Here is a 13605-nt window from a genome sequence, read left to right as displayed (position 1 = left end):
GCATCGGCGGTGTCCGTAACTTTCCATGAGGTCAAGGAGCTGGATTATCGTCTCCAGTAACATCCCGGCTGCGTGGCGCGCGGCCATGGCAGTGTGGAAATTAATCCCGGTCAATTATCGGCCTTTGGCCGAAGGCACAAGATCCACGGCCCGCTCTTGGATTGACAATAGCCGATGTCGGCGGTCTGTGAATTCGGTACTGGCGTCGCCAAACAATGCGGTTATGCGCTCATTTGGCCAGCGCGCAGGGATCACTGCAAAATACCGCCGATACTCCCGCCGCTCGCGCATGTTTTCAAACTGTTCCGCTGTTACCGCTCGAGCCCGCCCCTGAGAGTAAAAGCGCGCGGAGAATGGCAATTTATCCAAATATAGTAAGGGGCTGTCGGCGGGCCTGCTCTGGCGACTGTAGTAGTTGGCCAGGCTCTTCTCCGACTTGACGAGGGTTAAGCTGTTGCCGACAGTGATAACGACACTAGTCAACAGCAGCGGGGTGATAGCGGCAGCAGGTGCGCGCAGGCGCCCGGGCCACGACTGCGCACTCAGCGCCGAAACCGGTCTTGCGATCAGTATCGCCGCAAAGGGTAACGAAGGCAGCGCATACGTCCACAGAATATTGCCCGCGAGAGTAAAAAGTAGCAGCGGCCCCAGGGCATAAAGCAGTAACAGCAGCGTCATCCGGTCATTCAAAATGCGTTTTGCCGCCAATCGCCTTCTCACCGTGGCAGCAATGAGCATAAACAGGGCCAGTATCCCCCACGGGAAGCTGGCCATGAGCCAGAAAACCCAGATGGTGCCCCGCGGATATTGATGCGCACGGCCATAGAGATCCCCCGCCCAGCCGGGCACGACAAACCGGCGGAAGTGCTCGCCGACGAGGAAATAATCCAGAAATCCCGGGGTCTGGAGTTCCGCCAAAACATACCAGGGCAGTACCAGAACGGCGGTTATCAAGCCTCCCCGCAGCCACGGCAGCGCTTTCAAATCGCTGAGTTTCCCGCCTCGAAACAATAACCACAACACAATCGGAATTCCCACCAGCACGGCTGCCAGTGGTCCTTTGGACAACAGTCCGATGGTCAGGCCCAAAAAAAATAACCAGCGCCAGGCAAAGCCCTGTTCCTGCGTCGCCAGGCAGAAACTCACGAGCGAGAGTGTTGTCCCAAGCGCCAAGAAGGCATCCGTCATCACAGCGCCGGCGCTTACATAGGTCAGGGCCATACTGGAAAAGATCAGTGCCGACCAGCGGGCTACGTGACTGCCCCAAAGCTGCAAGGCGAGCCGCCATGTGAGATAGACCATGCCGATAGTGGCTAGCCACGACGGCAAGCGCAGGGCGAACTCTGACAGTCCAAATAATTTGATTGCCGCAGCCTGTGACCAGAATGACAGGGGAGGTTTTCCCCAGAATGGTACGCCCGGTTCGAACCAGGGGGTGATCCAGTCCCCCGTTTCTACCATCAATCGTGCAATTTCCGCATATCTCGGCTCCGTGGTATCGGAGAAAGGAAATATCGCCATACCGACAAAACGACTTAAAAGAATCGCTGCCAGAGCCAGCAGCCAATAGTTATATTTCGGCAACATTGTTAAACGGCTCCTGCTGGACTGATCGGATGCAGTATTTTGCTTGCTGGTTTTCGATAATTTCCTCGGCGATATAGATGGGTCTCTGCTTGGTCTCCAGGTAAATCTTGCCGATGTATTCACCGACTATGCCGATGCTGAACAACTGAACTCCGCCCAGTAAAGTGATGATGGACACCAGGGATGGATAGCCGCTGGTTGGATCTCCAACCAATAGCGCTTTAATAAAAATCCAAAGCCCCCAGGCGAGCCCTGAAGTGGCGGATAAAATTCCCAAGCCGATCGCCCATCGCAATGGCGATACTGAAAACGACGTCAACCCCTCAAAGGCGAGTCCGACAAGCGCCGGATAGCTCCACTTGGTCTCGCCAGCTACGCGAGGCTCCCGCTCATACTGTAGGGTGTGGGTAGGCATGCCAATCCATGCATATAGCCCTTTCATATATCGATTGCGCTCATTGAGGCTGAGTAAAGCGTCAATTGCTTTTCGGCTCATCAGCCTGAAATCACCGGTATCCACAGGAATTTCGGTACGGCTTGAGACATTGAGCAGCCGATAGAACAGGTGGGCGCTCAAGCGCTTGAGCCGGGAATCGCCGTTACGGCAACGCCGCTGCATCAGTACCACCTCGGAACCGGATTGCCATGCATCGACCATGGCCGGAATATATTTCGGTGGATCCTGTAGATCCGCGTCCATCACGATGACGGCGTCTCCGCCACAGTGCTCCAGGCCAGCGGTTACCGCCGCCTCCTTGCCAAAGTTACGGCTCAGCTTTAGCAATTTGATGCCCGGCATTTTGGATATCATCTGTCTCAGATATTCAGCACTGCCGTCTTGACTGCCGTCATCGACGAAAACAACCTCCGATTTCAGGGCTAGCGATTGGAGAATTGGCAGTAGGTTTTCAAGAAAAACGGGCAACATCGTGCGTTCGTTAAAGACCGGAACGACTATCGATAATAGCAGTTCACGGCGTGTTGCTTGCTGTGGATCAGATTGTAGGCTCATGGAATATCAAACTCCTATAAATTACAAAATTCAGTACTGCCACCAGCGCCGTGGTAGTTGCCTGTGCCGCGATAACGGGTAGATTCATACCGTGGTTCAGCAACGTAAAGAGGGCGAAGTTGGCGAACCATGCGAACACGCAGGAGCCCAGGTATCGCCAAAGTGTTCGACCGTGGCCACGCGCGTTGCGAAAAGCGAGTCGCCGCTGCAGGCCGTAGTTGGCGACAGCGCCAGCCACACTTCCGGCAGCTGTGGCCGTGACCGGTTGAACTGTCACGGCGATCAGAGATGCCATGAGCGCCCAGTGAATGGCGGTAGCCTGGCCTCCCGCGGCGAGAAAAGCCGCGAATTGAACACGAATACCATCGGACATCGTTTATTTCTTCCTGTTTTCGTGGCTATCTCGCGCAGTGCCGATCAACAACGTGGCAACACCGACAACGGCGGCAATCAGCGACGCCAACAGGATGCTGATCTTGGATATCTTGACCAATTCAGGGTCGCTAAATGCCAGGTTGGTGATGAACAGCGACATGGTAAATCCAATGCCGGCTATCATGCCCATGCCAACCACATGCCGCCATCTCAGTGAACTGTGCAATTCTGCTATGCCCAGCTTTTCACCGATTAACGCGAAGAGGCTTATTCCTAATGCCTTTCCAAGCGCGAGACCTAACAATATACCCAGGCCCAGGGAACCCGATACCACCTCCAATAAACTGACATCCAATTTAACGCCCGCATTAGCAATAGCGAAGACAGGGATAATGAAAAAGACGTTAAAATCAATTAGCGCATTTTCCAGTTTCAGTAGTGGTGGGCTTGAGTTTTCAGTGTCTTTTTTTATGGCTTCTAGAATTTTTCGTTGACGACTATCCTGGAATGGGTCACGGTTTTCTATGTCCGTCTCTTCCAGTGCCGCAACATTTCTGGCGGTGCGTTCTTTCAGGGTTTTACTGTCCAATTTGGGTTTTACGGGTATGGTGATGGCAATCAGTACGCCGGCAATGGTGGGGTGAACGCCTGAATTCAGAAAGCAGTACCACAAAGCGACGCCTCCCGATAGGTACCAAAAAAGATTTTTTACGCCAAGGCGATTGCATAGTATCAATAGAGTGAAAGTGCCTGCTCCTGCCCCTAAATATAACCAACTCAGGTCATTGCTATAAAACAAAGCAATGACGAGTATGGCTCCCAAATCATCGACTATAGCCAGTGCAACCAAAAAGATTTTAAGTTGCAAAGGCACGCGTTTTCCCAGTAATCCGATAATGCCTAAGGAGTAAGCAATATCAGTCGCCATCGGAATACCCCAGCCGGCTATATTTTCTGTGTCAACATTCAGGGCGACAAAAATCAGGGCCGGGACGACCATCCCGCCAAGCGCTCCCAAAAGTGGCATGGAGGCTTTCTTTAGGGATGACAATTCGCCTACCAGAATTTCCCGCTTCAGTTCCAGAGAAGCCACCAGAAAGAATATGGCCATAAGGCCGTCGTTGATCCACTCTTCGAGTGTCAGACGGAAAGTAAAATGCTCGGACAGCTCAAAAAGAAGTTCATCTTTAAGGTAGTGGTGATAAGCGTCTGCCCAGGGAGAATTACCCAACACCAGAGCGATGACGGTGGCTCCAATCAGAAGCAGCCCTCCGGCGGTTTCCCTGTCCAAAAACTTACGGCCAGTTGCTTTATAGGCTAGATCAATGCTGTTTCTTTCTACTGACTGGGTCATGGATTTACCTGATTTCTTCCGGCTCACGGTAACGGACTTTTGTATCGATAACTTTGTGGATTTTGGGCCAGTGTTTACTCATCCTTCTTGACAGCTTTCAGGAATTCTGCGAGGCCTTCTTCTGCCGCTTTTTTGTTCGGGAATGGCCCGATATTTTGACCTTCACGGGTTAAAAAATACCATTCACTGTTGATGGCGTGGATACGATGTGTTCGAAAGGAGGGAGCATTCTTCGGGTCAGTTTTTCGATGCTTGGGTGAATCACTCATAATCTTGTCCTGTCGTCATAACCCTGCACGGTAAAGCCATCCAAAACGGCTTGAACGGACTGTACAAGGTCATGAGTCACAGCTCCTGTTGAAGATAAATCATCAGGCGCAGAGGGAGCGACAGCTGAAATGGAACCCGCCCGCTTGAAGAGGGCGGGTTCTTTTCTCAGACAACCGTATCGTCCTCGGCACCGTCCTCGATCCGGATCGCACGATTGACGTCGCTGACAAAAATACGGCCGTCTCCTCGCAGTCCGGTGTGCGCCACGGTTTTCAGTACGCGGACGACTTCGTCCACGTACTGATCGTGACACACGATTTCCACTTTCACGTGCTTGACAAAATCCCCCGCGCCATCGATCGGGTTGGCGGCGCTGGTATTGACTTTGCTGCGGCCGAAGCCGACAACGTGGGCGACACTCATGCCGGTGACGCCCTGCACTCGGTGCAGGGCCAGGGTCACGGCTTCTAGTTTGCGGTGTTTGATATAGGCTTTGATCTCTTGCATGACAATCGCTCCAGGTTAATGGGATTCGCTCATATCAGCGGGCTTGTCGGCAAACCAGTGATACAGTGCGGGAAGAACCAGTAGGGTCAGTATGGTGGCCGTCACCAGTCCACCGACCACGACGGTCGCCAATGGCCGCTGCACTTCGCTGCCGGTGCCGGTGGCGAACAGCAACGGAAAAAGCCCTAGAGCGGTGGTCACGGCGGTCATGATCACCGCGCGCAGCCTGGCGCAGGCCGCCCGCACACTGGCTTCCGCAATAGACACGCCGTCCCTGACCAGCTCATTCAGGTAACTCACCAACACCAGCCCATTTTCCAGGGCGATACCAAACAGGGCGATAAACCCTACCGAGGCCGGCACCGAGAGGCTCTGGCCACTTAGCCATAGACCGACGATACCGCCCACCAGCGCCAGCGGGATATTGAGCATGATCAACAAGGCGTTTCGCAGGGACCTGAAGTTGACGAACAGCATCAGGAACACCAGTGCCAGGGTAATGGGCACCACGATCATCAAGCGTTTGTTGGCTTGCTGCTGGAGTTCGAATTGTCCGCCCCATTTGAGAAAATAGCCCGGCGGCAAATCCACCTGTTTGGCAATTGCGGCATCGGCTTCAGCCACGAAGGAGCCAATATCCCGGTCGCGGACATTGGTCTGGATGGTGATAAAGCGCTGGTTGTTTTCTCGGGTGATCTGGCGCGGCCCGACTACTTCCTCAATGGTTGCCAGTTCCTCCAGGGGAATACGCTGCCCGGTGGCATTTTCGATAATGAGCTGCCCGATGACATCGACTCGATTGCGTGCGGGCTCCTTAAGCCGCACATAGATGTCAAAGCGGCGGATACCCTCGAACACCTGTCCGGCTTCGCTGCCGCCCACGGCGACGCTCAGGGTGCGCTGCACGTCGCTGACATTGAGGCCATAACGGGCAATAGCCTCCCGGTTCAACGAAATGCGCAATTGCGGCGTACCGCCGATTTGGTCGCGTTGAACATCCTGAGCGCCCTGCACGGTGCGCATCACCTTTTCTATAGCCTGTGCTTTCTCGACCAGCACATCCAGGTCATCGCCAAACAGCTTGGCGGCCAGTTCGGCCTTGGTGCCGGTGAGCAGTTCATCCACAGCGGCAGCAATGGGCTGGGTGAAGTTGAATTGCGCGCCGGGGAAATCCGCGAATTTCTCGCTCATGGCCGCATACAAGCCATCCAGCGTCTCCGCGCTTTGCCATTGGTCCTGGGGCTTGAGAGCGACAAAAATCTCCGCGTTGTTCACCGGATCGGCGTGGGCGCCGACTTCACCCCGACCAATGCGCGACACCACCTGGGTGACCTCCGGAAACGCTGCCATCAATTGCCGCTCGAATACGCCAATCGTCGTCTCGGCTTTTTCCAGCGAAATGGACGGCGCCATGGTGGCGCGGATCAGCAAATCCCCTTCATTAAAGCGGGGCACAAATTCCGAGCCCAGCCGCGGGGCGACAGCAACGCCGATGAGCAGGACCACTGCCGCCAGGGTCACGGCAATCCAGCGGCGTGCCACCATGGCCTCCACCAGAGGTTGGTAGCCTTTTAGCAGCAAACTGACAATGTCCTTGCGAGGTTTGTCGGGGTCTGTCTCGGGGCGCTTCATCAGCAGGGAGGAGGCCACCGGTGCCACGATCAGGGCAAAGAACAGGGATCCGAGCATGGCCACCGCTACGGTATAGGCCAGTGGCCGGAAGGTCGCCCCTTCCACCCCCTGCAAGGTGAACAGCGGCAGGAACACAATGATGATGATGCTGATGGCAAACAGAATCGGGCGCGCCACTGACTGGCAGGCCCGCGCCACCAGGTGCAGGCGCGATTCGTCCGGGGAGGATTCGCGCAACATCCGGTCGATATTCTCCACCACGACCACCGCACCATCCACCATCATGCCGATGGCGATGGCAATCCCGCCCAGCGACATCAGGTTGGCGGAGATGTCGAAGAATTTCATGGCGAGAAAGGTGAAGCCGACGGAGAACGGAATCGACAGCGCCACCACCAGGCTAGGTCTGAACCCGCCCATAAACGCCAACAGCACCAGCGCCACCAGAATAATGCCTTGCAGTAGTGCATTGATAACGGTACTGACAGCCGCCTTGACCAGGGTCGCCTGGTCATAATAGGGCTGCACCTCGATACCTTCCGGCAGGTTGGCATTGATGGTGGCCAGCTCCTCCTTGACGGCGCCGATCACCTGGGAGGTATTGCTGCCAATGAGCTTCAATACCATGCCCACGACCACTTCACCTTCGCCGTCCTTGCTGGTGAGCCCGCGGCGGATTTCACCGCCGATGTCCAGTTCGCCCAACTGGTGCAGGTAGACGGGTGTACCGTCGATGGTTTTCACCACAATGTTGCGCAGGGCTTCAAGATCCGTGGCCAGACCCACCGATCGCACGATGTACTGCTCATCGTTTTTGACGATGAACTGGGCCCCGGCGTTGGCATTGTTGGCCTCGATGCGCTCCTTGATGTCGGGCAGCGACACGTCGTAGCGGATCAGCGCGTCGGGGTCGATACGCACCTGGAACTGCTTGACCTCACCGCCGATGGAAAGAACTTCGGTAACGCCCTTTACCGTCTGCAGGTTGAACTTGACGATCCAGTCCTGGATCTCCCGCAGCTCGGTATTGCTGTATTGTCCGCTGGTGTCCTCCAGCACGTAGAACAGAATCTGGCCGAGTCCTGTAGTGATGGGGCCCATCACCGGCTCGCCAAAGCCGTCGGGAATAGCCTCCCGGGCCACCTGCAACCGTTCCCCCACCAGCTGGCGGGCGAAGTAAATATCGGTGCCGTCCTCGAAGTAGATATTGACCACCGACAAGCCGAAGTTGGAGATCGACCGCACATGATCCAGTTGCGGCAGGCCGTTCATGGCACTTTCAATGGGGTAGGTAACGTATTTTTCCACTTCCTCCGGCGCCAGACCTTCGGTTTCCACAAAGACCTGCACCAACGCTGGTGAAATATCCGGGTAGGCATCCACCGGCAGGGTTCGATAGGCGAAGTAACCGCCGATAAGCATCGCCAGAGAGATCACGACCACTAACAGTCGGTTCTCCAGCGCAAAACGAATAAGAGTTTGCATACTGTGCTCCCGCGATTAGTGGTTGTGACCGGATTCGAATTCGCTTTTCTGTAGCTGTGCCTTGAGCACGAAGCCACCCTTGGCGACATAGCGTTCACCCGCGTCGAGGCCCGTCAGAATCTCCACCGAGTCACTGTCCCCGCGACCGAGCTTGACCGGGCGAGGTTCCCAGCTGCCGTCGTGTTGAACGAATAGGGTTGACTGGCCTTCAACGTCGATAACGGCGGTCCTGGGTGCCACCACCGCGGCAGGAAATTCACCCAGGGTAATCTGGCCTTCAATGAACATGCCCGGCTTCCAGTCATTGTCAGGATTGGCCAGGAAAACCCGCGCCAAGCCTGTGCGGGTGGCCTCGTCTACCAGCGGCGCCACATAGTCCAAGCTGGTCTCCACGGGTGCGGGGCCATGGCTGGTGGTGATTCGCACCGGCTGCCCTGTTTTTACCAGCGGCACCTGCTTGGGGTAGAGGGCGATATCCACCCACAGGGTGGACAGGTTCGCGACGACAAAAGCGGTATCGTCGGGCGCCAGGTGTTCCCCCAGGGTGACGTGGCGTTTGATAACCACGCCGTCGATCAGGGATTTCAGCTGAAAGCGAGACAGGGTCTCGGAGCTCTCGGCCACGGCGAGTACATCGCCAGCCTTGACCCGGTCACCGGTTTTTGCCTGTACCTCGACGATCTTTGCCGCAAAGCGGGGCGTGATATGAGCCACGGCCTCCTCGTTGAGTTTCACCTCGCCGGGCAGCGAGACCTGTTGGCGAATCACACCGGCTTCAGCAGTGGCGATTTCACCACCAAAGTCCCGTAGCAGGTCGGCGCTAAAAGTCAGCTCGGGCTCTTCGTCTTCATGGCCTTCATGACCGGCTTCTTCGGCATGGTCGCCTTCATCTTCAGCGTGATCTTCCCCGGCATGTTCCTCTTCCGAGTGGTGCTTTTCATCTGAGTGCTGAGCCCCTTCTTCGGTGTGAGCGGCTTGATCCGATGGGGCGGCGATTGCGCTTTGAGATGCCATGGCAGCAAGCAGCAAGCCGCTCATTAAATAATTCAGTAACTTGTTCATTGTGATTCATCCTGTGGCGAAAGAGACCCTTCATCATCGATGCTGTCCAGTGTGGGCAGACGCAGATTGGACCGGAAATCATTGGCCCCGTCGGTGGGGTAGAGTGATAGGCGCTCCCCGGTAAGCGGCTGGCCGGTCAAGGTCTCCAGGGTGATAAGGGTTTGGTGAAAATCGGTGGCGGCGGCAACCGCCTCGGTTTCGAAGGACAGCAACTGGCGCCGGGCTTCCACCAGTTCCAGATAGGAAAAACGCCCGTCGCCGTAGCCTTCCTGAATCAGCGCCAGTGCCTGCTGTGCCTCGGGCAGTATCTGCTCACGTAACAGGGTAACCCGCTCGCGAGCCTGTTCCAGTTGGGCGAAGGCATTGCGCAGTTCCGTAAAAACCTTTACCCGGGTAGCCTTCTCTTCGAGATCCAGTTTCGCCAGATCCTCCCGCGCGGCCCTGATGTCGCCCTGGTTGCGGTTAGAGACGCCAAGAGGCATGGAAAACGAAAAAACCACACCCGTATCGCCGGTTCCCTCGACCCGTCTGATGCCCGCGCCGACTTCGATGTCCTGCCGGCCCCGGGCAATGGCCAGGTCCAGTTCGGCCTGGCGCAGTCTTTCCAGGGTTATAAACTGTTGCAGCTGCGGGGCCCGCTCCAGTTGGAGTTGGACGCTGGCAAACTCAGGCGTCGGCGCTAACGCGAAGAGTTCGGCCTCTACATCACCAAAATCCGCCGAGGTTTCGCCCCACAGGCTCGCCAGGCGCCGCTTGGCATTGCCAAGGCGCACGGTGAGATTGCTCACCGCCAGCTTGGCCTGCATCAGATCCGTGCGGGCACGGCTCAGTTCGGCCCGGCTGGCGCTGCCAGCGTCAAACCGCCTTTGGGCGACGTTTTCTGCGGCGCTGGTAAAGTCCACGACTTGCCGGGCAAAAGCCAGCAGGCGCTGGGTTTGCGCCACTTCCAGGTAACGGCTGGCCGCCGCCGACAGTGCGTCGAGGCGGGCCAGTTCGTAATCGCGCTCGAGGGTTTGGCGACGCCACTGGCCGACATCCCGGCGCAGAGGGCGCTTGCCGCCCATCTCAATGACCTGGCTAAGCGCCAGGGTGGTTTCCATGGCGTCGGTGCCCGAGAACTCGCCGTTACCGGCGATATTTTCGACATCGAGGGAGACCTGTGGATTGGGTCGGAACCCGGCCTGGAGGGCCCGCGCCTCGGCCGCGCGAATATCGTAGGGATACATCGCCAATTCGGGGTTATCACTGAGGACCCGGGCGAACGCCTCGGCTAGCGTCAGTGTTACCGGGTCGCGGTCAGCGGCCTGGATAAGCCCGGACAGGCTTAGCAGCGCGCCGCAAATCAGCAGGCGCGTTGTCCGGATTATCAGGCTTCGGCCTGAATCCGGACGCAAACGGAATAGCATGGACATGAATTACCTCACGTAAAGATTTTTGAAAAATCCTGGTGCCGGTCGAGGACCGGAAAGTGAGGTTAGGCTATGGGCGGACGGAGGATCGCAGCGATGGAGGGAGAGGGGTGGTCGACGGTATAGCGTAGTGTGACCTGGTTAGATGAGGCAGTCGGCAGCGTGGGCAGCGGCATGGACAGCAGCATATGAGAGCCATGGCAATGGCAGGAGTGGCAATGGCCGGGCGGTGTGTTGTGGTCTGATCCCGGTGACGGGTCTGTCGCTTGGGTTGAACCGTCTCCCCCGGACATATCCGCCAACTCATGGGGTTGGTGATCCGAATGGATGGGCAATACATCAGCGGCGATGGATAGTGATTGCACTACCATCAAGACCGCAAACAGTATTAGCGTCCAGTTTTTTGCCATTCGGTTATCAAGTGACCCCTGTGTGAAGAGGGCAGAAGTCTACCATAAATCAAGGTTCGGTCAACTTAGTCGTGCAGATTCAATACATCTGAGACAAATCTAGCGGTAATCTCCCCACTTATAACGGGCCCGATAAGTAGAGGGTTAAGCTGCTTTTAGCAGCTGATCTGTTAAGTATCACCTTGTGCTTCTGCAACCTCAAATTCGCACTTCTATTTCCCATTTCACTCTATTCCCTTTATCCGACAAGTCATCTGATCAAATGATATTAATTCTTATTCATATTGCAAATAAGAATTAATATCATTTATTATGGCGCCGATCCGTCCCGGTCACTCCCTGGGCTGTCGACTCAACACATTCTGACTTTGAAAAACGGGAACACGCATGAATTGGAGAAAACCTGCCGCCTATATTGTTACGGCATGCAACACCCTGGCTGCGAGCGGCGTCTTTGCCGACGTCAATAAAGTGGAAGAAGTGATCGTATCCGCCAGCAGAACCAATAAACCGATTACGGCCATACCCAACACGGTAAAAGTGATTGACCGGGAAGCCCTGGAGGCACAGCTGGCCACCAGTACCAGTCTGCTCGACGGGCTTAGCTTTGCTGTCCCGAGCCTGACGCCCGCACACCAGAAAATGACCAGTAATGGCGTCACGTTGCGGGGCAGAACACCCCTTTACATGGCCGACGGTATCCCGCAGTCGACACCGCTGCGCAACGGCAAGCGCAGTGGTTTTACGATTGATCCTGCCTTTATCGACCGCGTCGAAGTCATATACGGCGCCAATGCCATTCAGGGAGTGGGCGCCACCGGTGGTGTCATCAACTACGTGACTGTTGATGCGCCGGAAAGTGGTGATTTGCTTCAAAAGGTAGCAACGAGAGTGACCAGTGATAACTTCGAAGGCGATGGCTTTCATTACAAGCTATCCGGGTTATTGGGCAAGAAATTCGACAATACGGATGTGGTTTTTGGCGTCGCTCACGATGTCCAGGACCTGTACTACGACGGCAACGGTGATCCCATAGCAGTCGACCCTATCCAGGGTGACACCATGGATAGCCGAACCTGGAACATTTTCACCAAGGCCGGGCTGGATCTGGATGAATACCAGCGCATTGAGGTGACGGGCAATTATTTCGACCTGGACGGTGATGGTGATTACCGCGTGGTTGATGGAGATGCACTTGCCGGTATTCCAGCCACCTCCGAGAGCGGAAAGGGTGAGGGTGATCCCACCTACAACGAGGCCCTGAACCTGTCTGTGGCCTACAGTCACGCCAACCTGTTTGGGGGCGAATTGACCCTGCGGGGTTTCTACTATGACTTCTATGCCCTGTACGGCGGTGGCACGTTCCCCGCGTTCCAGGACCCGGCCATCGCTCCGGCGGGTACCCTGTTTGACCAGTCCGCCCTCAGTTCGGAGAAATACGGCACCAAGCTGACCTTTGTTCGCGACAACACCTTCTGGGATGGACTGCAAGTGGCGGCGGGTGTCGATTATCTGCGCGACAAGACCTATCAGGAACTGGCTCAAACGGACCGTTTGTGGGTGCCGGAAATGATCTACAAGGGTTGGGCGCCCTTTGTGCAGCTGGAGCAGCGCCTGGTGGATGACCGCCTGCGTCTGTCATTCGGCGGTCGCTTCGAAAATGTTGAACTGGAAGTACCGGATTTCACCACCGTTGCCGGGGCCAACAACACCTTTGTCGAGGGTGGCGAGCCGAGCTTTGAAGAGCTGCTGGGCAATGCGGGCATCGTTTTTGACGTAACGGAAGACCTGACGGTTTTTGCCTCCTACGCGGAAGGTTTTACCATGCCCGACGCCGGGTTGATCCTACGGGGTGTAAATATCCCGGGGCAAACCATTGACGAACTGGTCGACCTACAACCCGTCGTGGCTGATAACCTGGAAACCGGCATCAATTACCGCCGGGGTGGGTTGGACATAGCGGCCAGTTATTTCTGGTCGGATTCAGACCTGGGGTCTCGCATCCTGGTGGTAGACGGTGTCGGTCAAATCACCCGGCAAAAAACCGAAATTGAGGGACTCGAAGTATCAGCCGCTTACCACTTCGACTCAGGCGTCAGCACTGGAATCGCCTACAGCCAGTTGGAAGGCCGTTTCGACAGCGACGGCGACGGTTCAGTGGACAAGGATCTGGATGGCCGCAATATCGCGCCGGATCGTATCAATATCTATGTTGAAGCCCCCCTCGCTGCCAACTGGCACGGCCGTTTGCAATACTCAAAACTGTTGGATCGGGATTTCGACGGCGGCCTGCCTCAGTACGAGTTCGACGGTTACAGCGTAGTGGATGCAGTAGTTTCATACCGGGATGCAAGCCTGGGGAACTTTACCCTCGGCATCGAAAACCTCCTCGACGAGGATTACATCACCTACTATTCGCAAACCCTGACCTACGTGAATAACAGCACCTATTTCGCCGGCCGTGGGCGGGCCGTCAGTCTGGGGTGGCAGAAAACATTCTAA

11 protein-coding genes are annotated in these 13605 nt (G+C 56.1%); 1 reads left to right on the top strand and 10 read right to left on the bottom strand.

Annotated elements, in window-relative coordinates:
- Nucleotides 1-114: 114 nt before the first annotated feature.
- The 10 genes from IMCC21906_RS14605 to IMCC21906_RS16905 form a co-directional block, all read right to left on the bottom strand.
- On the bottom strand, nt 115-1587 hold the full coding sequence (locus tag IMCC21906_RS14605; protein ID WP_047012791.1) for a glycosyltransferase family 39 protein: 1473 nt from the start codon (nt 1585-1587) through the stop codon (nt 115-117).
- The gene (locus tag IMCC21906_RS14600; protein WP_047012790.1) at nt 1571-2599 is read right to left on the bottom strand and encodes a glycosyltransferase family 2 protein; all 1029 of its coding nucleotides are present in this window, start codon (nt 2597-2599) and stop codon (nt 1571-1573) included. Before IMCC21906_RS14600 ends, IMCC21906_RS14605 begins: the two co-directional genes overlap by 17 nt.
- Nucleotides 2583-2972: a GtrA family protein gene (locus IMCC21906_RS14595; RefSeq protein ID WP_047012789.1), complete on the bottom strand. Its 390-nt coding sequence runs from the start codon at nt 2970-2972 to the stop codon at nt 2583-2585. The genes IMCC21906_RS14600 and IMCC21906_RS14595 overlap by 17 nt, the downstream gene beginning before the upstream one ends.
- Nucleotides 2973-2975: 3 nt before the next feature.
- Nucleotides 2976-4328: a Na+/H+ antiporter NhaA gene (gene nhaA / locus IMCC21906_RS14590; protein WP_047012788.1), complete on the bottom strand. Its 1353-nt coding sequence runs from the start codon at nt 4326-4328 to the stop codon at nt 2976-2978.
- Between the two features lie 74 nt (nt 4329-4402).
- Nucleotides 4403-4597 (bottom strand): DUF6316 family protein, encoded by a 195-nt coding sequence (locus tag IMCC21906_RS14585; protein WP_047012787.1) that lies wholly within the window; start codon nt 4595-4597, stop codon nt 4403-4405.
- A 166-nt stretch (nt 4598-4763) separates the two neighbouring features.
- Nucleotides 4764-5105, bottom strand: coding sequence for a P-II family nitrogen regulator (locus IMCC21906_RS14580; protein WP_047012786.1), 342 nt, complete (start codon nt 5103-5105; stop codon nt 4764-4766).
- A gap of 15 nt (nt 5106-5120) precedes the next feature.
- Nucleotides 5121-8222 (bottom strand): efflux RND transporter permease subunit, encoded by a 3102-nt coding sequence (locus IMCC21906_RS14575; protein ID WP_047012785.1) that lies wholly within the window; start codon nt 8220-8222, stop codon nt 5121-5123.
- Between the two features lie 15 nt (nt 8223-8237).
- Complete coding sequence (locus tag IMCC21906_RS14570) at nt 8238-9284, bottom strand: efflux RND transporter periplasmic adaptor subunit (RefSeq protein WP_052763556.1); 1047 nt, start codon at nt 9282-9284, stop codon at nt 8238-8240.
- Nucleotides 9281-10696, bottom strand: a complete 1416-nt coding sequence (locus tag IMCC21906_RS14565; protein WP_082117493.1) for a TolC family protein — start codon at nt 10694-10696, stop codon at nt 9281-9283. The genes IMCC21906_RS14570 and IMCC21906_RS14565 overlap by 4 nt, the downstream gene beginning before the upstream one ends.
- 62 nt (nt 10697-10758) lie before the next feature.
- Nucleotides 10759-11103, bottom strand: a complete 345-nt coding sequence (locus IMCC21906_RS16905; protein WP_156166060.1) for a DUF2946 family protein — start codon at nt 11101-11103, stop codon at nt 10759-10761.
- Between the two features lie 387 nt (nt 11104-11490).
- On the opposite strand from IMCC21906_RS16905, the gene IMCC21906_RS14560 reads away from it, so the two are divergent.
- Nucleotides 11491-13605 (top strand): TonB-dependent receptor, encoded by a 2115-nt coding sequence (locus IMCC21906_RS14560; RefSeq protein ID WP_047012783.1) that lies wholly within the window; start codon nt 11491-11493, stop codon nt 13603-13605.

It is taken from the genome of Spongiibacter sp. IMCC21906, assembly GCF_001010805.1.
GTDB lineage: Bacteria > Pseudomonadota > Gammaproteobacteria > Pseudomonadales > Spongiibacteraceae > Spongiibacter.
Note: the sequence above shows the minus strand (reverse complement) of the source record. Positions and strands in the feature narration are given on the sequence as shown.